Source organism: Granulicatella sp. 20925_1_45 (genome assembly GCF_041433555.1).
In the GTDB taxonomy this organism is placed as follows: Bacteria; Bacillota; Bacilli; order Lactobacillales; family Aerococcaceae; genus Granulicatella.
The window spans coordinates 14,147-36,464 of sequence record NZ_JAPWBR010000006.1 but is presented as its reverse complement, the minus strand read 5'-3'; the positions used below and the strand labels follow the sequence as shown (position 1 = coordinate 36,464).

At 40.2% G+C, this 22,318-nt stretch carries 20 protein-coding genes and 1 pseudogene; 2 read left to right on the top strand and 19 right to left on the bottom strand.

The genetic code is table 11. The features are described 5' to 3' along the window. Window position 1: 1 nt before the first annotated feature. The 13 genes and pseudogenes from O3798_RS03295 to O3798_RS03235 all read right to left on the bottom strand — a co-directional run bounded on the left by O3798_RS03295 (window position 2) and on the right by O3798_RS03235 (window position 16,879). Entirely contained in the window at window positions 2-994 is a 993-nt protein-coding gene (locus O3798_RS03295; RefSeq protein ID WP_371463266.1) for an LLM class flavin-dependent oxidoreductase, read from the bottom strand. Further along, on the bottom strand, window positions 984-2,192 hold the full coding sequence (locus tag O3798_RS03290; RefSeq protein ID WP_371463264.1) for an NADH-dependent flavin oxidoreductase: 1,209 nt from the start codon (window positions 2,190-2,192) through the stop codon (window positions 984-986). The genes O3798_RS03295 and O3798_RS03290 overlap by 11 nt, the downstream gene beginning before the upstream one ends. Window positions 2,193-2,206: 14 nt before the next feature. Continuing rightward, window positions 2,207-3,658, bottom strand: a complete 1,452-nt coding sequence (locus O3798_RS03285) for an amidase (protein ID WP_371463262.1) — start codon at window positions 3,656-3,658, stop codon at window positions 2,207-2,209. A 145-nt stretch (window positions 3,659-3,803) separates the two neighbouring features. Continuing rightward, window positions 3,804-6,383, bottom strand: a pseudogene (locus tag O3798_RS03280) (YfhO family protein). A 35-nt stretch (window positions 6,384-6,418) separates the two neighbouring features. Continuing rightward, window positions 6,419-9,046, bottom strand: coding sequence for a YfhO family protein (locus O3798_RS03275; RefSeq protein WP_371463260.1), 2,628 nt, complete (start codon window positions 9,044-9,046; stop codon window positions 6,419-6,421). Then, the gene (locus tag O3798_RS03270) at window positions 9,036-9,986 is read right to left on the bottom strand and encodes a glycosyltransferase family 2 protein (RefSeq protein ID WP_371463258.1); all 951 of its coding nucleotides are present in this window, start codon (window positions 9,984-9,986) and stop codon (window positions 9,036-9,038) included. Before O3798_RS03270 ends, O3798_RS03275 begins: the two co-directional genes overlap by 11 nt. 144 nt (window positions 9,987-10,130) lie before the next feature. Then, window positions 10,131-10,775, bottom strand: coding sequence for a TIGR01906 family membrane protein (locus O3798_RS03265; RefSeq protein ID WP_371463256.1), 645 nt, complete (start codon window positions 10,773-10,775; stop codon window positions 10,131-10,133). Further along, window positions 10,763-11,545, bottom strand: a complete 783-nt coding sequence (locus tag O3798_RS03260) for a TIGR01457 family HAD-type hydrolase (RefSeq protein ID WP_371463255.1) — start codon at window positions 11,543-11,545, stop codon at window positions 10,763-10,765. Before O3798_RS03260 ends, O3798_RS03265 begins: the two co-directional genes overlap by 13 nt. After that, window positions 11,546-12,370: a YutD-like domain-containing protein gene (locus O3798_RS03255; RefSeq protein WP_371463253.1), complete on the bottom strand. Its 825-nt coding sequence runs from the start codon at window positions 12,368-12,370 to the stop codon at window positions 11,546-11,548. Continuing rightward, window positions 12,363-13,721 carry a metallophosphoesterase gene (locus tag O3798_RS03250; RefSeq protein ID WP_371463251.1) on the bottom strand — a complete coding sequence of 453 codons (1,359 nt, stop codon included), beginning with the start codon at window positions 13,719-13,721 and terminating at the stop codon, window positions 12,363-12,365. The genes O3798_RS03255 and O3798_RS03250 overlap by 8 nt, the downstream gene beginning before the upstream one ends. Further along, the gene (gene ybaK / locus O3798_RS03245) at window positions 13,718-14,218 is read right to left on the bottom strand and encodes a Cys-tRNA(Pro) deacylase (RefSeq protein ID WP_371463249.1); all 501 of its coding nucleotides are present in this window, start codon (window positions 14,216-14,218) and stop codon (window positions 13,718-13,720) included. The genes O3798_RS03250 and ybaK overlap by 4 nt, the downstream gene beginning before the upstream one ends. Before the next feature lie 121 nt (window positions 14,219-14,339). Then, window positions 14,340-15,608, bottom strand: a complete 1,269-nt coding sequence (gene rho, locus O3798_RS03240; protein ID WP_371463247.1) for a transcription termination factor Rho — start codon at window positions 15,606-15,608, stop codon at window positions 14,340-14,342. 11 nt (window positions 15,609-15,619) lie between these two features. Beyond that, window positions 15,620-16,879 carry a UDP-N-acetylglucosamine 1-carboxyvinyltransferase gene (locus O3798_RS03235; RefSeq protein ID WP_371463245.1) on the bottom strand — a complete coding sequence of 420 codons (1,260 nt, stop codon included), beginning with the start codon at window positions 16,877-16,879 and terminating at the stop codon, window positions 15,620-15,622. Between the two features lie 169 nt (window positions 16,880-17,048). On the opposite strand from O3798_RS03235, the gene O3798_RS03230 reads away from it, so the two are divergent. Both O3798_RS03230 and O3798_RS03225 read left to right on the top strand, forming a co-directional pair. Beyond that, a complete protein-coding gene (locus O3798_RS03230; protein ID WP_371463243.1) occupies window positions 17,049-18,041 on the top strand; it encodes a biotin--[acetyl-CoA-carboxylase] ligase in 993 nt (330 codons plus the stop codon). Window positions 18,042-18,060: 19 nt separating this feature from the next. Then, window positions 18,061-18,588 (top strand): biotin transporter BioY, encoded by a 528-nt coding sequence (locus O3798_RS03225; protein ID WP_371463241.1) that lies wholly within the window; start codon window positions 18,061-18,063, stop codon window positions 18,586-18,588. Window positions 18,589-18,643: 55 nt separating this feature from the next. On the opposite strand, the gene O3798_RS03220 is transcribed toward O3798_RS03225, so the two are convergent. From O3798_RS03220 to O3798_RS03195, 6 genes are all read right to left on the bottom strand, one after another. Then, window positions 18,644-19,489: a PTS system mannose/fructose/sorbose family transporter subunit IID gene (locus O3798_RS03220; protein WP_048713968.1), complete on the bottom strand. Its 846-nt coding sequence runs from the start codon at window positions 19,487-19,489 to the stop codon at window positions 18,644-18,646. Next, window positions 19,479-20,285 carry a PTS sugar transporter subunit IIC gene (locus O3798_RS03215; RefSeq protein ID WP_048713971.1) on the bottom strand — a complete coding sequence of 269 codons (807 nt, stop codon included), beginning with the start codon at window positions 20,283-20,285 and terminating at the stop codon, window positions 19,479-19,481. The genes O3798_RS03220 and O3798_RS03215 overlap by 11 nt, the downstream gene beginning before the upstream one ends. Before the next feature lie 28 nt (window positions 20,286-20,313). Further along, complete coding sequence (gene agaV, locus O3798_RS03210; protein WP_048713974.1) at window positions 20,314-20,790, bottom strand: PTS N-acetylgalactosamine transporter subunit IIB; 477 nt, start codon at window positions 20,788-20,790, stop codon at window positions 20,314-20,316. 290 nt (window positions 20,791-21,080) lie between these two features. Further along, on the bottom strand, window positions 21,081-21,566 hold the full coding sequence (locus tag O3798_RS03205; protein ID WP_371463238.1) for a hypothetical protein: 486 nt from the start codon (window positions 21,564-21,566) through the stop codon (window positions 21,081-21,083). A gap of 11 nt (window positions 21,567-21,577) precedes the next feature. Next, complete coding sequence (gene yajC / locus O3798_RS03200; protein WP_371463234.1) at window positions 21,578-21,853, bottom strand: preprotein translocase subunit YajC; 276 nt, start codon at window positions 21,851-21,853, stop codon at window positions 21,578-21,580. Continuing rightward, window positions 21,853-22,299 carry a PTS N-acetylgalactosamine IIA subunit gene (locus tag O3798_RS03195; RefSeq protein ID WP_371463232.1) on the bottom strand — a complete coding sequence of 149 codons (447 nt, stop codon included), beginning with the start codon at window positions 22,297-22,299 and terminating at the stop codon, window positions 21,853-21,855. Before O3798_RS03195 ends, yajC begins: the two co-directional genes overlap by 1 nt. Window positions 22,300-22,318: the final 19 nt, after the last annotated feature.

Below are 22,318 nucleotides of genomic sequence, written 5' to 3'. Positions count from 1 at the left end.
TTTATCTTTCTCCTTTATATAATTCAGCAAGTAATTCTACTGAACGTTTTCTTTTTTCAATGGAACCGACGAGTGGAATAAATAATAACTCATCGGGATTGGAGACTGCTCTTAGCGTCTCCATTTGCTCGTAAACTTCACGTGGGTTTCCCACAATGAGTCGACTGCGGTTGCTTGCGATTTTTTCACGGTCACGCTGAGTTAATTCATATGTTTCCACATCTTTTCGTGTTGGGAAGGTATGAAATTCTGAAAAATCTTGTTTTCCAAGCATCCATAAATCTAATGGTTTCGCCATCTCTTCGGCTTCTTCACTCGTATCTGCAATAACCACAAATACCGCTAGTACGAAGTTGCTTTGCTTACTATGTGGGCCTGGTTTAAAGGTGCTACGATATTTCTTGGAAAGACTTTTCGCCAACTCCACAGGGTCTTGAGGAATATACGGAAATACACCATATACAAAACTCAAACCAAGAGTTGCCGCTGACTCAATCGACTGACCTCCCATTCCAAGAAGGAACTGCTCTGGAACAGTCGCCACTTCTGGAACGACCACACCTTTATGACGCGCTTCATTTAAATAGTGCTGCAATTTTTCTAACCACAAGGCATATTGCTCTTTCGAATAAAGCGACTGCAAATTACGACCTACAAGCGGCGTTCCTGGGGAATTACCAAGACCGATATCCACACGTCCTGGGAATAGTCCTTCTAGCGTTGACATGATTTCAGCTACTTTATACGGCGAATAATGAAGCCCCATGATTCCACCCGAACCAATATGGATGTTCTTCGTGTGGCTAGCAAGGTACGGAATCACCACTTCTGGAGCACTAATCGAGAGCGCTGGCACATTATGATGTTCACTTACCCAGAATCGATGAAATCCAAGTTCGTCTGCTAATTGCGCCAACTCCAATGTTTCACGAACAGCTTCTGCGCTCGTCTTTCCTTCATCTACGAGACCATAATCTAATAGACTAATTTTCACCCGTCTCTCTCCCCTCGTAGTTGGCTTCGAGTCCTCTGAAGAAATCTCTGGCTTCTTTTTCAAGCGACTCCCCAAAGTCCATTAAAGGTACGATATCTTTGAAGGCCGCCTTTGGAATCGCTAAGGCTTCAAGCGCTTCTGGTTTAATCGTTAATTGAATATCTGATTCATTTCCTTCTTGAATCTTCACGGCAAATTCTGGATCCGTGATAAACGGTGTTGATAGCCCGACTAAATCTGCATTTTCCAATGCTTCAAGTGCTTTTTCTTTAGAATTAATACCGCCTGAAGCAATCACAGCAACTCGCCCTTTTAAGCGGTCATAGACGACTTTATTCACGAGTTTGCCTTGATGCGGTCCTTTAGCACGGACTTTATTTCTGAAGACATCATGTCCCCAGCTTGCAATAGCTAAGTAATCAATTTTCACTTTCTTAAGAGCCTCTTCGAAGAACTCAAGAAACTCATCCACGGTGTATCCAATTTGATTTCCACGCGTTTCTTCAGGAGTCGCACGGAATCCAAGAATAAACTCATCTGAGGCATATTCATCAATCACTTCTTGAACCGCCGTTAAGACTTCCATCCCGATTCTTGAACGGTCCTCTAATGTCTTACAACCATACTCATCTGTACGCTCGTTTGAGAACGTTGAGAAGAAGGTTTGAATGAGCAGTCGTTGCGCCGATGAAATTTCTAAGCCTTCGAATCCAGACTGAATGGCAATTTGAGCAGCACGGCGATAATCTTCGATAATGCCATGAATTTCTTCTACGGTTAATTCTTTGACTTCATGTGGGAAAGGCGATTGTAATGTCATCGCACTTGGACCATACACATAGCGGTCACGGTTTAAGGCATGACTTGCAAAACGTCCCGCATGCGTTAATTGTAAGATGGCTTTCGCTCCACCTGATTTCATCGCTTTGGCTAGTTTGGTTAAGCCTTCGATATCGTCTAGAGAAGTCGCACTAAAACCATACTCGAATAGCTGGCCGTGCTTGTTCACGTATGCCGCCCCTGTAATTTGAAGGGCTGCAGCATGTGCACGACGCTCGGCGTATTTTAAATCATCCTCTGTAATATGACCTTCTTTCGTTGAAGAGTTCGTCACCATTGGAGAAAGCACAAATCGATTGTCCAATGTGACTCCTTTTTTTAATTCGAAAGGCTTAAATAAAGCTTCTGTTTCTAACACACTTTCACTTCTTTCTACTGTTTTGTTACTTGTAATAATTGTTCCTGTTCAAACCATTCTGCGATTTGTAGGAGCAAATCTTCTCTTCCTTTTGCTGCAGCGAGTTGCACGCCAATTGGCAGTCCATCTTTGGTGTGGTGAACTGGCAAGCTAATGGCCGGTTGCCCAGTAATATTAAATCGCTGGGTAAATGGCGTATCGGCTACGCTCTCTTCGAACATTTCCCAGAGCAATTGCTGCTTTTGGTCTTTTGTAAAATCATCAATGCGTATTAGTTTGGATTGTAATTCCGCAGACAACTCATACGGATGAAGACTCGGAGCGGCCTGTGCAACTGTCGGCAACAGCAGCACATCGTACTGCTCGTGTAACTGCGACATCTGCTCGGCATAATTATCCCAACTTGAAGCCACTTTAGAGTACTCCATCCCTGAAATATCCATGCCACTACGATAAATCGCCCATGTCATCAGTTCCATATCGTCACGCGTTACTTGGCGTCCAAGCTGGCATTCAATATTTTGGAACATCAACGCTGTTTCAACCGCACTGATAATATAAAATCCTTTTTGCAGAGCGATACCGTCGACAGGATCCTTTTGTAAAAGCGTTACGGAGTGCCCATGATTTTCAAAGAAATGTGCAATCTTCATCACGGCATCCACCGAATCCCTAGAAATCGCTTCTCCTACTGGTGACTGTAACAACACGGCTACTCTTAATAGTTTTATTTTTTCTGTTTTATAAAGTTGGTCGTAACTCAGTTTTGGTAATGGGAATGGACTTTCCATCTGGCACTCTTGCATGTGGAATAATAAGTTCCTTGTATCTCGGGCGGTTTTTGTCAACGAAAAATGAACGGTTGCGCCATTCCATCCACGATAAGAACCTGGTCCGACTATCACACGCCCTCTAGAAGGTTTGAGTCCAATCAATCCATTATGACTGGCCGGAATTCGAATCGATCCACCACCATCACTTGCTGCTGCAATTGGTGTAATTCCGCTTGCTACAACAGCAGCTGCCCCTCCACTAGAGCCTCCAGCGTTTCGCTCAAAATTCACCGCATTTCGAACAGGACCATGGAGTGCGGCATCACTGACGGTCTTAAATCCAAATTCTGGAGTATTGGTACGACCCATAATGATAAAGCCGAGTTCTTCTAGCCGTTTGACAAAGTTATCAGTCTGAGCGCTTTTTACATCCTTGAATAAACGCGAGCCATATGTACAGATGCTTCCTTTTTGTTCTTGCCCTAAGTCTTTTAGAAAAATAGGAACTCCCGCAAATGGTTGATTCGTCAGTTGAAAATGTTTCGCTTTTTCAAGCGCCTCTTCATATTGCTCATAAACAATGGCATTCAGAGAAGGATTAAGCGTGTGCGCGCGTTGAATCGTTTCTGTTACTAATTCTAATGGACTCACTTTTTTCAAACGAACGGCTTCGGCTAAACTTGTCGCATCCATCACTTCATCACTTCCCTTTCACTAATTAACAAGCCATTATACCCATGAACACCTCTCAATTACAAAAGTACGGCCTGTAAAAACACGAAAAAAAATAATCTCTAAAATCAGCACGATTTCAGAGACTATTTTAATGACAATCGATTTAATTTTTATGCTTTTTCCATAGGAAAACTAGTAAGAGAAGTGACGAAATAGAAATGAACATTCCAAGATGTAATCCTGGTGGCGTATAACTCCAAACAATCTCGTGTTCTCCTTCTGTCAGTGAAACGCCCATAAAGAATCCGAGCGCTTTTTTCACTTCTTGCTTCTTACCATCCACCGTCACGCTCCAACCAGAATGGTATGGAATCGTAAAGGTCGCAAAGCTCAGCTCACTATTGGTTACAGTGACATGTGCCTTCACCATCGCGTTTGTATACGACTCAATTGTAATATCATTTGCTTTCTTATATTGCGTCAATGCATTTGCGAGTGTTGTGATATCAATCGTATAGAACTTGAAGCCACGTAAATCCCATTCTTTGGCTTTCGCGTCCTCAATCGCAAAGGTAATTGTCTGATCTAAATTCCCATTTCCAATCATCCACAATTGGTTCTCATGGAATCGATTCTCATACGGATAACTAATACCATTTAGCATCACTTTTGATTTAATCACAGAGCCCGCTTGACGTTCTGGAATTTCGACAAAATAAAGTTTGTTTGGTTGTAGAGTGAACTTCCATTCAATTTTAGCAGGTTCTGCCTCATTTGTTAGAGTGTATTTCTCCTGCCCCTTCGTTAAATTCGTCGTCACAGGTTCGCCAACATTCACTTCAGTCAATGCGTTTGTTCCAGAGAGTCCAATCACTTGCAAGAGCTGGTTGAGATTGGCTACTGGTTGATTTTTTTCAAAAGCGATATTGGTTGCTGTATTTTCATTCGTTAAATAGCCAAGAGAAAACGCATATGGATTTCGATAAACCACAAAATCCTTCACTTTGCCTTCTTTCGCATACATCCCGCGTACATCCGCAAAGACACGGTTTTCATCGCCGTCCATCATAAAACGCGATACGCCAAAGAGCGAATCTAAAATCACATTACGATTGGTATAGTTTGCCACTGATTGAGACGTTGGAAGACCTAGATGGCTCATCTCTTCAATTAGCGAATGTTCAAGACTTGATGTGAAGTGAGAAGCTCCATTGTAGCCAAATGCAATCGGGAAATTCGCATGAGACAATCCTTTATGCATTTCCATTCGCATAAAAGTACTTTGATGGCTATAACCTTCTTTATCAAAAGCTATCGCAAACTCCATTTGTTCCTGTAATCCTGCATTCCCGATAAAATAAGGTGCTCTTCTAAAACCGACAAAGGAACTCACCATTTACTCAACAATCACGACTCCGGCCGTTAATTGAAGCCTACGAACTCTTTCAGCTCTTCTAAAGAAGAAAGCTAATAAGATAATCGTCCAAATAATAAACGCGAGTATTTTCTGTGAGGTCTCAACATATTGCAGACTTCTTAGAGTCGACAACACTAGAATTGACCCAAATCCAAAGATGGCCACTAAGAACTCATTCAAGCGGAATTCATCTTTCCACTGCATTAGACTTTCGGATGCTAGCACTAGCATAAAACTATTGGCTACCCATGAATTTCTGAAGTAGAAACCAACCGGGCGTTGTCCCATATGCCAAATTTGATCGAAACCTTGAATCGAAAACGAAAGCAGTAAGACAAGCAACACGACTGTCGCTGCTAATTTCTTACGAAGTGTAATCTCTCTTTTAGCAAAAAACGTACAACATCCAAAGAGTCCTAATCCACCAATAAAGAGTTGCGGTAACGCCTTAGAATCGCCCCACTCTTTTTCACCAAAGGATCCTAAGATGAATTTTTGCGGCATAGCGACTAAATCATTTACCGGGTTCCAAGACCATGCAAAGGTGCTCCCCGCACTCGCTTTACTTTCTAATAAGGCGCTAAAGACGGGCAATAGCCAAAATGCTGCAAGGCCAACTCCAATCAGTGCAAATAACGCGACTCTCACTATTCTCTGTACGGCCTCTTTCAATGAAGTATCCGACGAGAAGACGACATAAAATGTATAGAGCGCCACAAAGAGACACATCATATACCCTGTATAAAAATCCGTTATTAAACTAATGGCAAGAAACAGCGGTAATTTCACCGAACGCTTCCCACTTGCCACCTCTTCAATTCCCAAGAGAATAAACGGAATATAGACCAGATTATCTAAGAAATTAGGATTATATTGTTGCGATACGACAAATCCGCTAAGGGCATATGACGAAGCCAATCCTAATGATAACCAGTAATGTTTCGACACGCCTTTGAATTTCTTTTCTAAGAAATATCCAAAGACGACTCCCATGACCCCAGCACGTAGAAGAGGAATCACGTAGCTAAGGACTTGAAAACTTGAAATTGGAAAGATCACATATAAAAACGTGAATGGACTTAAACTATTAAAGCCCCAGACACTTGGCATGGCTCCTCCAAGTGATTTCTCGAAGGACCAAAATAGACCACTAAAATCTCCACTCCAAAATAGTTTATGCAATCCGATATAAAGCGGAAAATATTGAGAAAGAAAGTCTCCGCTATGAATCGAATTTTGCGAAAAAGGGGTCAATCCTAAACTTAGGAAGACCCCCAACATCACCACAAATGGAACGAAGAATAGCGAACTATATTTTAATTTCATTTTTGAAATTGTCATTATAGTCTACTCCTATTCAATTAAATCCATTTTTTATAAATGGCTAACACATAAATACAAATTGATAAGATTGAAATCACGAATCCTGCCATAAATCCTTCTGGCATGTAAGTCATCTCAATTGTATGTTCACCAGGTGTAATTTGGAAAGCAAGAAGACTATCCCAAACTTTAGCCGTTCCAACGACTTGACCATCGACTTTAACCGTCCAGCCTTTTTCATATGGAATACTTGTCATCATCCATGTGCTATCGTCTGTGATATTCACAGTCCCTTGAATATGACTATCATCCCAATGAGTGACTTTCATTCCTTGAAGTTGATGCTCTTCAATCATGCGATTTACTAAGGCACTATTTGAACGTGCTAGGCGTAAACCTGACAAGTTGTATTCGTCATCTGTGTCAATTTCAATCGTTAAATCAACGGCTTTCCCAAGTGAATCATGGGCCACTTGAATAAGTTGTGTTTGTTGGAATTTATCTTGGAAGTCATACGTATTTCCATTGAGTAAAATTCTCACTTTGTTTTTATTCGTGTGAGAAAGTTTTTGAGGAATCGATACCCAGTAATCTTCAGAAGACTGCGGTACTAAATGATACGTAATTGTTCCTGGTTTTGATGAATCCACGCGTTTATACGTTTCTGGTTTAGAAGAATCAGGAACTTCCATATTATCCAACTTCACTTCGTTGGCTGCTAGAAGCGTTAAGTAATTTTCACTTGTGGCTCCCATTGCTTGGACAATCTTGTTATGGTTTTGAATCGGTTGATGATTTTCCAGTTTTACATTCACTGTCACATCATTCACACCATAAGCAATTGGTAAGATTAATCCTGTTTCATACGTCTTCGTTCTTGTTGCTTCGTACACTGGTTCTTTCGACGTAATATCTTTACGCGTTACCATATTTCCGAATACATACATTTTCGAAGTATCAGGATATTCTTTTGTATACACTGGTTTTGGTGCCACTAAGTATTTCACTGAGAAGAGCGCGTCTTGCAGCGGTGTTCCTTGATAGTACGTTGTCGCGTTAATCCCGTTATTTCCTAAGCGGTCAAATAAATCACGCGTACTGTTTTCCAAGTTTGAACTAAATACTGATAAACCTGGGTAATCAACCATAAATGGATCGTTTTTACTTAAGTTAAATGTCTTATTGATACGATAGAAATCTGTATCGTCAGGACGAATTGGATTGATGGCATCTTTCAATTGAAGAACCGCATCGTGGTATTTGTACGCATCTGTATATCCGACACGCGACTGAACAATGGCCGCATTGGCTGTCAATTCAACCACCGTCAATACTGCAATCACTGCCCACGGTTTCTTCGCTTTTGTCCAGAACAAGACAAAAAGCATAATCATGAAAATACCAAGAGTCGCAATACGTTGCAAAATTGTTAAGAATGAATGCTCTTGGAATTGAACGATTCCAAAAATAATCGCCATTCCTACAAATAAGATGCTTGCTTCTTTTGCGGTAAATCGTTCGACTTCGCGTAAGCTTAAGTAAGCTAGGTACACTAAGAAGAACGCGATAATCCATGAGAAGCGGTAGAAGAATCCTGCTGGGTTTTGTCCCATATGCCATAATTTACTTGTAAATTCATGCGCACAAGAGATTAAGAAAACAACAAGCACGAATCCTGCTGCAACCTTACCCCATTTTGTAATTTTCTTAGAGATAAAGTAGTAAATGGTTCCTAAAATCCCGAAGCTCGCCACATAAATGTTTGGCAAGTTTGGACCTGCTGGCCATGAATCATTATCGAATGATCCAAGGAATAATTTCGATAAAATTTCAAACGGGTTAATTTGCAATGTCCACTCAAATTTCAATGAGTTTTGCAAACCACCTTTAGTAGAAACTAAACTGATGATGATTGGCAATAGAATCGCTGCAACCATCCCGACTGCGATAATCGAAGCGCAAGCTAGTTTTAACATGCGTTCAAAAACCACTTTGATATTTGTAAATTCTTTTGAACGGATGACATAGAAGAATGCGTAGATGACTACGAAAATACATGTCATATAACCCATATAGAAGTGTACAAATAGCGCTAGCGCAAGCATTCCGATATAGCCTCGCGGAGACTCATTATCAAGCACTTGTTCTACTCCAATTAATACTAGTGGCAACATAATCATGCCATCGTAGAAAATTGGGTTCATTTGATAGCTGACGTTAAATCCGTTTAAGGCATAAATCGTCGCTACGATTGGAAGTAAGTAGGCTTTTTTCTTTAGACCGTCATAACGCTTCACAAGGAAATGCGTCATCGTAAGTCCCATTGTTCCGTAACGTAATGCGATAACAACAGGAACAATCCATTGGAAGTTTTCTTCCGAGAAGAATAGGAATAAGAAGTTAAATGGACTTAATAAGTTAAAGCCCCAAATTCCAAGCATTCCCCCACCAATTGATTTCGAGAAAGAATAGAAGAAGCTACTCCAATCCCAGTTTAAGAAAAGATGTTTGAAATAGGCGTAGAGCCCGATATACTGTGCGTTAAAGTCAACCGCCATTAGCGACCTTGCACCAAACGGGAAGAAGCCATCAATCGCCCACGCGATAAACATGATGACCATCGGCGCAAGGAAGCTTGCTAAATAGACCTTTTTCTTAGTCGTCATGTTGCTCTCCTTTCACCGTCATGTTCGTTTCATCAACTAAGTAATGTGGACGTTTCTTCACTTCGTAGTAAATCTTACCGATATACTCCCCTAATACCCCGATAGAAATCAATTGAATTCCACCAAAGAGTACGACAGAGAAGATCGTTGTGAAGTATCCACTCACGAGTGAATCTGGAGCTACGAAGTATTGAACAAATGTCCAAAGAACGTAGACCAACGAGATTAATAAACAGAATAAACCGAAATTAATACACACACGAAGCGGTTTATCATTGAACGATAAAATCCCTTGAATCGCATAGTTTAATGAGAACTTCAATGAATATTTTGTTTCACCAACTGTACGAACTTGGTTTTCATATTCGATGACTTTTTCTTTAAAACCAATCCAAGAGAAAATTCCTTTAGAGAATCGGTTGTATTCTTGTAATGAAAGAATGGCACGAACCGCTTTACGGCTGAATAGACGGAATTCAGAGACCCCATCCATCAATTCGATATCCATCATTTTGTTTGCAAGGCGATAGAAATGTTTTGCTAAGAATGTACGGTGTGGTTTTTCACCAGTACGTGTACGACGAGCACTCACAACGTCATATCCTTCTTCATACGCTTCAATCATTTGTGGAAGAAGTGCAGGTGGATGTTGTAAGTCCCCATCCATTAAAATCACAGCTTCCCCTGTTGCGTATTCAAGTCCAGCAATTGTTCCAGCTTCTTTCCCAAAGTTTCTGCTGAAACTAATATATTTTACGCGAGAATCGCTATCTGCGATTGCAAGCATTTTTTCAAAAGTACGGTCTTTACTACCATCATTAATAAAAATAATTTCAAATTCCGCTTTAGTAATTTTATTGACTTCTGCTACTAAGGCGTCATACATTTTTTGAATCATATTTTCCTCGTTATAAAACGGGATGACAATTGATAATTTCATTATTCCACTCCTCAATCCTTTAAATGTTCATCTCTTATATCATACCATTTTTTTGTGTGAAATTCCGCTCATATGCGAATTTTTTTGGTACAAAAAAACGAGAACTCTTTCTTTTCGAAAAGAAGCTTCTCGTTTCTTACTTTTTTATATTTCTTTTAATCGCTTAATCGCAACGTTTGTCCCTAAAAGTCCCACCAATAAAAAGGTGAATACTACGGCAAAACATAGCATAAAGAATTCCTCTGGCAATGCTAAAATAATCGGGTCGTTTTTCGGATCGAACATCCACGCATCATTGTTAAAGAACACTTGATGGAACTTCACAAAGAGAGTATCGAAGAATGCCGCAATCGCAAAACAAACGACAACTGGAATTAAAACGAGCCAGCGAATGGGTCTACGTAATTGCCATGTTTGTCTTCTTTGTTGCAAATATCTCACTCCAAAAAAACTGATAAGCCCTGATGCGAGCAGTACTGCAAAATTCACAAAGAAGAGACGTTTTACCTCGAAGAAGTGGAATAATCCCTGTTCTGAACTTGGAAAATCGGTCATCTTCAATGCATCCACTAGCGGATTCGTTAAATATCCAATGAGTTCATGATAGTTCATCTTAAGCGTATCTGCACTGTAACCAGTGAGTTTTTCCACTCCAAACCAACCAATCGACCAATGATACATCGGCTCAAAGAATATCACAAAGGTAATTCCTAGACTTAAGAAGAATAAGAATAGCGCGATGGCAGTGACCCATTTTGGTACTCGGTAAGTTCTAGTTAAATAGTCCATTCACTCAAATCCTCTACCAAGTGCGTTGGTTGTTCTTCCACTTTTTCTAAGTCTTCACGTGTTGAAAATCCTGTTAATACCATCAGTGTGTCCATGCCGTATTGAATTCCGGCTTGAATATCGGTTTGGTAGTTATCTCCAACCATTGCAATGTCCTCTTTTCTAAAATGACGGTCTGGGAATTTGGCATTTAAATAATCCAACGCAGACTCCATAATCACGCTGCTTGGTTTACCAATAATAATCGGCTCTACTTGTGTCGCCACTTTTAAGAAACCAGTGATGGCACCTGACCCTGGAATTGGGCCTTTTTCGCTTGGTAAGTTTGAATCGATATTCGTTACGATATATGTCGCACCGCTGCGAATCGCAAGCGTTGCAGTTTCTAAGTCTTTATAAGTCACATTACGGTCGAGGGATTGTAATACGACTTCTGGGTCTTCAGAAACAAGCGTATATCCAGCTGCTTCAACTTGATTTTTAATCGCTTCTTCCCCGATGACCATGACACGGTTCACGTTGAAATGAGACTTCAAGTAATCCACTGCCGCAACACCGCTTGTATACACTTCGTCTGCAGAAACTTCAGTACCATAGTTCACACGTAAGTTTTCGGCTACTTGTGCAGGTGTTTTTGTAGCGTTGTTTGTTACAAATAGGAATGGAATCTTGGCTTCTTGCAATCTCTTAATAAATGCTTCGGCCGTTGGAATACGGTCTTTTCCACGGTACATTGTTCCATCTAAATCAATAAAATATGCTTTATACATTTAGTTACCTCTTTGTTGGTTTTCTCGAATATGGAATCCTTTCTTTTGAGTGGATTTCACAGGACTCTTCTTCACCTTACTGCTTGCTGGTTTCTCCACTTCTTTCATTGAGAAATGTTGAGAAGATTTCTTTTGTTTTGGTTTGAAGTTATTGCCTTCATATTCTTTTTCTTTCATCGTTTCTTTCGGAATAAATTCTTTCAAGTTAAACGATTGGTCTTTTTTCGCCTTTTGATTTGTCTCATTATTGCGTTTCTTCTGACGATTTTGAGCCTTGTCTTTAAACTTACGCTTGTTATTTGAACGGACTGGACTATCTAAATCCGCCGGACTAAATACATGTTCTCTGCGTTGATTGTTTTGACGTTTGCGTTGATTATTGCGTTCACGTCTTGGACGTTGCTGTGTTTTTTCTTCTTCCACAACTGGCTTATGTTGCGCCTCTGGATCTCTTTCCAATACGAAATATTGGCATCCAAAATTGCAATACTCTAATAAATATTCTTGTAAATAATCGATATCGCGATCCGGAGTCGCCAATTTATGCGAATGTTTGAAGAAACCTTTCAAACGTAATTTTTCATGGCCCCAGTCGCCAACGATGTAATCATAGCGCTCAAAAATATCATTATAGCGCTCGTTTAACGCTTCAATATTAAATCCGTCACGGTAATCTTCGACGATTTCATAATGCACATCATCAATCATCACGGTTGTATCTCCAACCATTACCGCACGCTTCACTTCTTCTTCAGGCGTTGTCACAATCTCTTCTAAGACTTGACTTAATTCCTGTGAAAGTGTTTCTGCTTTCTGTTCAGTCATGATTCTTCCTTTCTTTGAATACTAATTCTTTTTCAATAATCGTTCTTAATAAATCTGGATAAATAATTTCGTTGTCCCCTTTTTCTTCAATGATCGGGAAAAATGGAACGAATCGCATATGGTCTGGGCAAACAAATGTAATAAACTCGTCGTCTGCTAATCCTTTACCGTCTACAACGACTTTGCCACTAGCGAACTGAAATCCTGTATAAAGGATCTCTCCAAACAGTTTACCACGAAAACCATATCCACGAATAGCTTTTTCTAGTAATTCAGGCTGCTGCGCTTCAAAAATTTGCAATAGTCGTTTGAAATCGGAAACTTTAAAGTGGCTCTTGTTCAAATGAATTGGATGTGGCATACATTCATGTAAGTCGAACTTTGTGAGTGGACCCTCTTTAAACGGTACTACAAAAAGTCCTGTATAAGTAAATGCCGCTGGAACTCCAGTTTGTCTCGTCATCGCTTCTAATGAGAGAAGAGCTAGTTCTTTTACGGAGTACGCAGGAATTTGTGGAAGTACCACTTCTGCTTTCAAGAGAGCAATTCCTTCTTGGCGAAGTACTTCTCCTTCATCAATAGTCGAATCCTCTTTTAAATCCTCGACTGCAATCATTTTGTCAGAAAGAGGAAGCAAGCGACTACCTTCTATTCTCAAATGAAGTTCACCAATATAAGCACCATACTTAAATCCACCTGTTAACAGTGTTTGGTTGACCCATTTTCCTTCTTCAAAGAAATGATGCGTATGTGCCCCAAGAATCACTTGAATTTCAGGATAAGTTTCGGCAATCAGATGATCCATTTCAATTCCTAAATGTGACAGTAAGATAATCTGATGACCGCCTGCTGCAAGCGTCGGTACAAGGCGCTTCAACGCATCCATCGGCTCTTCAATCAAATAGCCATTTGGACCATAGCTTTCTGGATACGATGCCGTCAACCCGATAAATGCAATACTGCAATCGTCCACTGTTTCGAAGTGAACTTCTTTTGCAAACGGAGGCACTTCTCCAGTTGTTGCCCATTTGACATTCGAAATAATAACTTCGAACTTGCGACCTTCATAAGCTGCCTCTAATTCGAGCGGTGTATATGCCGTTCCTTCGTTATTTCCGAGAGTGGCAAAATCGATTTGTTGCTCGTTTAACACTCTGGACGCAATCTTTCCATCTTCTGCTTCAACCAGTGGATGAACACGGTCAATCAGGTCTCCTAAATCAATGCCAAATACCTTCTGTCCCTGTGCCTCAAGAGTAGCTCTTCGCTCCTTCATAAAACTCGTTTGTGTTTTTATGGAGTGGAAATTCGAGTGCATATCATTGATGTGAAGAATCGTTACTTCACTCATGCTTCCACCCCATCTGGATGATTTTCGAATACTGTTGCTTGTGTTAACTGTTGTAAATCTTGTGGTGCAATTTCTAATTGAAGTCCACGTTTCCCCGCAGAGATACGAATCGTTTTTTGCTCCATCGCATGGTGTTCAATAAAGGTTGGGAATTTCTTCTTCATCCCAATCGGTGAACATCCTCCACGCACATAGCCTGTTAATGGTTCCAGTTTATATAGTGATAATAATTCTACGCGCTTATTTCCTGAAACTTTCGCAATCGTTTTTAAGTCTAATTCGCGGTGAGCCGCAATACAAGCGACTAAATGTCCAGTCTTATCTCCTGTTAATACAATGGTTTTGTAGACTTCCTCGACAGGAATTCCCATCCCTTGTGCTGCATGAATCGCATCAAGATGTGCTGTATCCACATCATATTCATGAATGGCATATGGAACTTTCGCTTTTTCGACCATTCGAACTGCATTTGTTTTGATTACTTTTTTCTTTTTCACGTAAAATCACTCCTTTTTCCATTTTACCACAAGGAGCATCCTATTTGAAATCTCCTTTCATCCTCTTTCCACCCTTTTTCAAAAAATAAAATCCCTAAGAAAACTCTTAGGGATTTAGGGTTTAATCTAATAAGCTGAGACGACGAATGAAATCGGCATTCGACTTCGTTTCTTTTAATTGCTTTACGAGTTGCTCACTCGTTTCAAGCCCGTCTCCTTTAATGGCGTGCCGCACTTTCCAAATGGCTTCCAGCGTTTCTTGTGAAAGTAACATGTCTTCTTTACGAGTACCTGAACGTTTCACATCAATTGCAGGGAACACTCGTCTTTCAGCAAGTTCTCTTGAAAGATGAATTTCTGAATTTCCCGTTCCTTTGAACTCTTCATAAATCACATCATCCATACGGCTACCTGTTTCCACTAACGCCGTCGCAAGAATCGTTAGGCTACCGCCCTCTTCGATATTTCTGGCAGATCCAAAGAATTTCTTCGGACGGTATAAAGCAGCTGGGTCAATCCCACCACTCAATGTTCTTCCTGAAGGTGGAATCGTTAAGTTATACGCACGTGCAAGACGTGTAAGACTGTCCATCAAGATAATCACGTCACGCCCATCTTCCACTAGACGAAGCGCACGTTCTAGTACTAATTCACTAATCTTAATATGGTTTTCCGGAAGCTGGTCAAATGTTGAATACACCACTTCCGCATCCACAGTTCTCTCGATGTCCGTTACCTCTTCTGGTCGCTCATCGATTAATAAAATAATCAATTCGGCTTCTGGATAATTCGTCGTAATTCCATTGGCGATTTCTTTCAGCAAGCTTGTCTTCCCTGCTTTTGGCGGAGCTACGATGAGCCCACGTTGCCCAAAACCAATCGGACAAATTAAATCCAACATACGAGAAGCGATACGACCACGTGTAGTTTCTAGCACCATTTGCTTTTCAGGATACAAAGGTGTAAGACCTGGGAAATGGTCACGCTCTTTAGCTTCTTCAGGATCCTTGCCGTTCACAAATCCAACTTGCATCAACCCATTGAACTTCTCACCTTGACGTGGAGGACGCGCCGTCCCACTCACAAGGTCTCCATTTCGAAGGTCGAAACGACGAATTTGCGAAGAAGAAATATAAATATCTTCCTGACTGCTTGAATAGTTAATCGGTCTTAGGAATCCAAATCCTTCTGCACGATTAATATCCAAGACACCTTCCACTTGGAAAAATCCAGTGGCTTCTTCTTGAGCACGAAGAATCGCAAGCGCCAATTCCTTTTTATTCATTTGACCGTAATAAGGAATTTTATAATGTTTGGCAAAGCCGTACATCTCTTTTAACGTTTTTTCTTGTAAGCTTTGAAGCGTTACAGTTTCCACTTGTTCTGGCATAGTGTCCCTTCTTACTCTTCAATCATCGTAATATCGGCACCTAATGCTTGTAGTTTATCAACGATGTTTGAATAACCACGTAGGATATGTCCGATATTTGAAATCTTCGTTGTTCCTTCAGCCATTAATCCAGCTACCACCAGTCCAGCACCTGCACGTAGATCGCTAGCCGCAACTTCCGCACCAACTAATGGTGTTGGCCCTTCAAATGTAATGATGTCTTCAATCACTTTTCCACGAGCACCCATACGATTTAATTCTGGTACGTGACCGACACGTTTTGGATAAATGGTATCCACAATCATCGCAGTCCCTATTGCTTTACTAAAGAGCGGCGTAATCGTTTGTTGCAAGTCTGTTGCAAAGCCTGGATAAGGCATTGTCTTGATGTTCACAGCTTTTAACTCATTTGTCGGGAAAACATAAATATCGTCTTCGCCAACTTCCATCTTCACTCCCATTTCGTTCATCTTCGCAATAAGACTTTCTAAGTGTTCGAAAATCACGTTTTTCACACGGACACCCTCACCAACTGCTGCTGCAATCGATAAATAGGTTCCTGCTTCAATACGGTCTGGAATAATGGTATGCGTACATCCATGTAAGCTTTCCACACCTTCCACACGAATAATACTTGTTCCGGCACCTTTAATATTGGCACCCATTTTATTTAATAAGTTTACAACGTCAATAATTTCTGGCTCACGCGCCGCATTTTCGATAATGGTCTTCCCTTTTGCACGAACAGATGCTAACAATACATTAATCGTCGCACCTACAGACACAACGTCCATATAAATTTTCGTACCAACAAGGCCTTCTTCGCCAGTAGATAAGTAAATCGCACCATCATGGTCTCTCACATCTGCACCAAGCGCTTTGAAACCTTTTAAATGTTGGTCAATTGGACGAGGGCCTAAGAAGCACCCACCTGGAAGTCCAACAACCCCTTCCCCAAATTTGGCAAGTGTTGCACCCATAAAGTAATACGAAGCACGCATACTTTGAATTTTCCCTTTTGGCATTGGGATAGATTTCATTTCTCTTGGGTCGATGGTTAACGTTCCATCAACGAATTCTGTTTTTACGTTAAAATCATTCAAAATTTCAATTAAGGCATTTACGTCCTGAATCTCAGGGACACCCTCTAATACGACTGGTTCATTCGCGATAATAGCAGCCGGAATTAAAGCTACTGTACTGTTTTTAGCTCCACTAATGGTTACTTCGCCTTTAAGTGGTTTACCGCCGTTAATGACTAATTTTTTCATACTCAAATTCCTTTCACTAAATGTTCTCAATTATTATACCATGTTCAAACTAGAATCCGCTATCTTTTAATCGTTTGTATCTATTGTTAACCTTGATAATATTTACAGTTGACAATCGTTTTGAATCTGTTACACTTAAAAACATGAATACTGATGAAAGGAGGATATTATGAGCACTAAACAGGACGTTTTACGTCTATTATATAGTACCGTGGACAAACCTCTTTCAGGACAAGATATCGCAGAACAACTGAATCTTTCTCGCACTGCTGTGTGGAAAGCCATCCAGCAATTAAAAAAAGATGGTTATGAGATTACCTCAAGCACAAAAGTTGGGTATCAATTATCCAGACAGACGGATTTGTTAACCCTTGAAGGCATTCGCACTCATTTAGGAGAGGAACTTCAAGACTGGGATATTCAAGTTTTTGAGACAACTACTTCAACCAATGATTTGGCTAAAACATACGGCGCATCAGGCTCGAGAGTCCCTACCTTCTTTATTGCAGAAGAACAAACAGCGGGTCGTGGTCGTCTAGGAAGAACCTTCCTATCCCCTCCAAAATCTGGCTTATATATGAGTATCTGTATTTTCCCCGAAGGTGACTTGGATAGTATTTCGCTGATCACTTGTGCTACGGCCGTTGCTGCGACACGAGCGGTGGAATCCTTTATCCATGAAAAAATTGGGATTAAATGGGTGAACGACCTCTACTACCATGATAAAAAAATCGCTGGTATTTTAACAGAGGCCGTAACGAATATCGAAGCTCAAAAAGTCGATGCACTGATTGTCGGAATGGGAATTAACTTGCATATCGATGATGCTATTATTCCAGAGGATTTAAAACCGATTATCGGTTCCCTCTTTTCTCCGCAAGAAATTCCAGACGGTTTTAGCCGCAATGAATTCGTAGCTCGTTTCCTAAAAGAATGGAATCAATGCTACGAGGACATCAATGCCGGTAAACGAGACTTCATGGAAGAATACAAAGACCATTCCATCATTGTCGGCAAGAAAGTCAATGTCATTAGCGGTATGAAAACATATCCTGCCACTGCAAAAAGCGTGGACAATAACGGGCATCTTATCGTCCAAACAGATGACGGTGCCATTCATTCATTATCTTATGGCGAAGTAAGCATTCGCGCAGAAAACTAAAAGATTAGGAGTTAAACACATGAAAAAATTATCGATTAAAACAATTGTGCTCGCAGCACTTCTAGGAGCACTCTGCTATGTATCTAGCTACTTAAAAATTCCGATTGGTCCAGTACCATTCTCAGCTCAAACAGCCACAGTGATTTTGGCATCATTACTATTGCCACCAGTTGGAGCTTTTGCTGCTCAATTTATTCACTTTCTCTTACTCTTCCTATTAGGCGGTGGTACAGCACTATTCGTTTCACCATCATTTGGATTTGTCATTGGATTTATGGTCGCGGCTCCTGTGATTTCATTTATCGGAAACCGTATCAACAATATCTTCGGTTGGGTGATTGCAGCTCTTGTGGGTGAAGTCATCTTCTACCTCATCGGAATTCCATATATGACTTTCGTACTCTTAAGCATTAAGATGCAAGAACTCAGCCTTCAACAAATTCTTGGCTTCGGTTTATATCCATTCATTCTTCCTGACTTAGGAAAATTAGTCGTTGCCGTATTCCTTGCAGATCGTATTAAAGCCATTACTAAAAAAGACTTTTAAAAAGCATAAAAAATAAGCTAGGCATAATGCCTAGCTTATTTTTATTGTTCAAGGATTAACCCCAGAATTTAACTCCTAGTACGTTTCCTAAGAATGCAAAACCGATTCCGACAACTAATAGAAGAACGATACAACGTAATGGCGTCCATTTTTTACGCGCTAATAAGTAGTAAAGTCCTAAAGTAATTCCTAATGGAATTAATTTTGGTAATACACCATCTAAGATTGCTTGGATAACAATTGGTTTTTCACCGTTTGCGATTTGAATTCCTAATTTAGTACCACCGTAAAGGCTAGTTAAAGCCCCAACAACGAATACCCCTAGGATTGAAGCAGCACGAGTGAATTCTTTGGCATTTGCAGTAAAGATACCGATTGCATCTGTTCCTAAGTTATAAGACCAATGCATTAACCAGTAACGAATTGCAAATTGGAAGATATTAAACACCGCTAAGAATAGTAATGGCCCAGCGATGCTTCCTTTTAATGCAAAGTCTGAAGAAATACCGGCTACGATTGGAACTAATGTGAACCAGAATAAAGCGTCACCGATACCACCCAATGGTCCCATTGCAGCAACACGTACCGCACGGATTGTTGGAATATCTGCTTTGTTTTGTTCAAGTGATAATACAATCCCCATTACGAATGTTACTAAGAATGGGTGAGTATTGAAGAACTCTAAGTTATGAGACATTGATGCAGCTAAGTCATCTTTGTCTGTATGGATTTTTTCCAACCCTGGTAAAATACCGTATAACCAGCCACCTGCTTGCATACGTTCATAGTTGAAAGAAGATTGTAAGAAAATTGAACGCCATGCCATTTTGTTTAAAGTTGCTTTATCTAAGCGTGGAGCAGGCGTTTGGTTTTTATAAGAATCTGGAATATTATATGCCATCTTCTTCACCTCCATCGTTCACAATGCTAGCACCCGCTGTTTTGAATTTTGTTTGGATTTGGAAATCCCAGTATGCAATTGCAAAACCAATGAACGCTAATAATACTAATGCAGATCCAGCTAAGCTTTCACTTGCAGAAACAATGTTTGCTAAAGCAAAACCTAAGAAGTAGAAGCCCCATAGTTCTTTAGAAACCATTACTTTTAGTAAGATTGCGAACCCTACGAAGCGCATCATACCACCGGCAGCACCTAAACCTGACATGAACCATTCTGGAATAGATTTTGTTAAAGTATCCCCGATAGCTTGTCCACCGACGAAGAATAATACAACTACAAGACCAAAGATAGCTCCTAATGCAGCCATTGCTAAGTAGTTCAAGCGAGCAATTCCTTTTGGATTTGCATCGTGTGCATACTTATCAGCCACTGCCATCATTGGTGACATTAAAGCAAAGATTAAAGTAACGCCATATTGACCTAAAAGCGCAAATGGAACAGCAGCACCTACTGCAGCAGCTGGTTCTAATTTAAGGCTGATAGCTAATACTGTCGCCATAATTCCGCCGATTACGGCATTAGGTGGTTGTGCCCCACCGACTGGCATGTTACCGATTGTCATTAATTGGTAAGTACCCCCAACAACTAACCCTGTTTGTACGTCGCCCAAAATAGCTCCAATCACTGGACCCATTACGATAGGTTGGTATAGTGATTCTAAAAAGCTGAATTGGTCAATCGCAGCAACAAAAGTTACAAGGAATACTAATAAGATTTGAATAAAACTTGCTTGCATATTCATTGACCCCTTTTATAAATAAAAATTATTGGAATAATTTCGAAACGTCTTCTTTTCCTTCAGTTGGAACTTTCTGAATTTCAAGTTCGACACCTAACTCCTGCAGTCTTCTAAATGCAGCAACATCTGCATCATCAACCGCAACAACACCTGCTACTTGGCGTTTTCCTTCCGCCATGTGCATGTTCCCAATGTTAACCTTCTTGATTGGCACTCCTCCCTCTACTAATTTCACTACGTCTTGAGGATTTTCACAGATGATGAAAATCAACTGACGGTCTGCTGCTTTACCGATGACATTAATCGTTTTTTCAATAGTGAAATAACGAGTTTGTGCACCAGCTGGAGCAGCCATATCCATTAACCCTTGACGCATCGGATCCGCAGCTACTTTATCGTTTGCAACAAGCAGTAGGTTGGCACCTAAGTAAGATGACCATTGAGTTGCAACTTGACCGTGAATCATACGATTGTCAATTCGTGTTAATAAAATATTTGGCATTACTAGCTCTCCTTTCATAAAAAGCTAAATTCATTATACATAATTCTTCGATTTTTTGGAAGCGTTTCAATAAAACTTTTTTAATAAATTCTTCATTTTTGAGTTTTTATTACATTTTTGTATTGTTAATTTGTAAAACATTATATATAAATGCTTTTTTCACCACTTTGATGTCAGACAACTCTCACTAATCTCTACAAATCTATTTGAAATTCTTCACAATTAACAAAGTCCCACTCTCTAAATTTTTCCATAAAAAAGAAGCTTAGAATCTAAGCTTCCATTTCACTTTATTTTGATTTTCCGATAATAGAACTAGTTCCACTGATGGTCACGATGACACCAAACGCAATGATAATCATTCGATTGACCATCTCTCCTGAAACAAAGAAACTTCCAGCGATAATCAGAACTCCTGCTAAACTAACGAGTAATGTTTTAGCAAGGGATCCTTGCTGTTCATTTTCTTGTGCGCGATGTAAGTCTCCTTCGCGGACTCCCTTTTGCACCACATACTTTGGCAAAATACTTTTCAGATAGGCAACTGTCGCAAGCGCGTAGAATAACGCTCCTACAAATACGCATAGCAACACATCACCTGGAAAGAAACTATAAAAAATAGCTCCCAAAGCAAATGCAATAACAAAGCGATGTCTAAAGGCATTAAAGGTCACTAGGTCATCTGTTGGAATATGATAAACCGTCTTTAAGAATGGCAGATAGAAATAATCCTTACCGTCAGCTCCTGTATAAAACTCTCCAAAAATCGATTGCATACAGTCACCGACTATAAGACTTCTGAAATTGCAAAGCGAGATACCGTAATCACAACGCCTTTAGCAATCTCCACGTCTACTTTCTCTTCATCAACTTTCTTTACAGTCCCATATAAACCATTCGCGCAGACAACACGTTTCCCAACTTGCAACTCTGCATGTAACTTCTCAAAATACTGTTGTTGACGTTTCATATTTTTTCTTGAGAAGAAATAATAAATCCCTAAAATCACAACAACAAATACGATAAACGTTAGGGAACTTACTAAAATAATATTTGCATCCATTAAATTCCATCCTCGTCATTAAATTCATCGATATCATTATTTTGAATCGTTGGTAAGCTTACTTGTTGAATCGCTTCTTTCCCTGCTAATAAACTTTGTGTCACAACATCTTGAGCACTCGACGCAAACTCACGTAACATTGCAATTTCAATTAACATTGGTAAGTTTGTTCCCACTACTACTTCCACATTTTCAAAATCAACAGAAGCTAACATGGCAGCCTTGAATGGACTTCCACCTAAAAGGTCCGCAAATACAACGATCCCTTCTGTTTCTTCTTGCAATTCAGCCATTGCATTTCTTAAATTATTTTCAAGAGCATCCATTGGATCACTTTCCAAAAATGGTACCACGCGATATGCGGCTTGTTTTCCGGCGATCATCTCTAGCGCTTGCCCCACTCCAACAGCAAATTGTCCATGCCCAGTAAGAATTAACCCTATCATTCCATTTCCTCCTAAATAC

Bases quoted from the DNA above. Each gene is read 5' to 3' on its own strand.
- O3798_RS03285 (WP_371463262.1), bottom strand. From the start codon at position 3,658: ATGGATGCGACAAGTTTAGCCGAAGCCGTTCGTTTGAAAAAAGTGAGT.
- yajC (WP_371463234.1), bottom strand. From the start codon at position 21,853: ATGGATGCAAATATTATTTTAGTAAGTTCCCTAACGTTTATCGTATTT.
- O3798_RS03255 (WP_371463253.1), bottom strand. From the start codon at position 12,370: ATGACTGAACAGAAAGCAGAAACACTTTCACAGGAATTAAGTCAAGTC.
- agaV (WP_048713974.1), bottom strand. From the start codon at position 20,790: ATGCCAAATATTTTATTAACACGAATTGACAATCGTATGATTCACGGT.
- O3798_RS03225 (WP_371463241.1), top strand. From the start codon at position 18,061: ATGAAAAAATTATCGATTAAAACAATTGTGCTCGCAGCACTTCTAGGA.
- O3798_RS03260 (WP_371463255.1), bottom strand. From the start codon at position 11,545: ATGTATAAAGCATATTTTATTGATTTAGATGGAACAATGTACCGTGGA.
- O3798_RS03220 (WP_048713968.1), bottom strand. From the start codon at position 19,489: ATGGCATATAATATTCCAGATTCTTATAAAAACCAAACGCCTGCTCCA.
- O3798_RS03195 (WP_371463232.1), bottom strand. From the start codon at position 22,299: ATGATAGGGTTAATTCTTACTGGGCATGGACAATTTGCTGTTGGAGTG.
- O3798_RS03230 (WP_371463243.1), top strand. From the start codon at position 17,049: ATGAGCACTAAACAGGACGTTTTACGTCTATTATATAGTACCGTGGAC.
- O3798_RS03205 (WP_371463238.1), bottom strand. From the start codon at position 21,566: ATGCAATCGATTTTTGGAGAGTTTTATACAGGAGCTGACGGTAAGGAT.
- O3798_RS03235 (WP_371463245.1), bottom strand. From the start codon at position 16,879: ATGAAAAAATTAGTCATTAACGGCGGTAAACCACTTAAAGGCGAAGTA.
- O3798_RS03270 (WP_371463258.1), bottom strand. From the start codon at position 9,986: ATGAAATTATCAATTGTCATCCCGTTTTATAACGAGGAAAATATGATT.
- O3798_RS03250 (WP_371463251.1), bottom strand. From the start codon at position 13,721: ATGAGTGAAGTAACGATTCTTCACATCAATGATATGCACTCGAATTTC.
- O3798_RS03215 (WP_048713971.1), bottom strand. From the start codon at position 20,285: ATGCAAGCAAGTTTTATTCAAATCTTATTAGTATTCCTTGTAACTTTT.
- rho (WP_371463247.1), bottom strand. From the start codon at position 15,608: ATGCCAGAACAAGTGGAAACTGTAACGCTTCAAAGCTTACAAGAAAAA.
- O3798_RS03275 (WP_371463260.1), bottom strand. From the start codon at position 9,046: ATGACGACTAAGAAAAAGGTCTATTTAGCAAGCTTCCTTGCGCCGATG.
- O3798_RS03265 (WP_371463256.1), bottom strand. From the start codon at position 10,775: ATGGACTATTTAACTAGAACTTACCGAGTACCAAAATGGGTCACTGCC.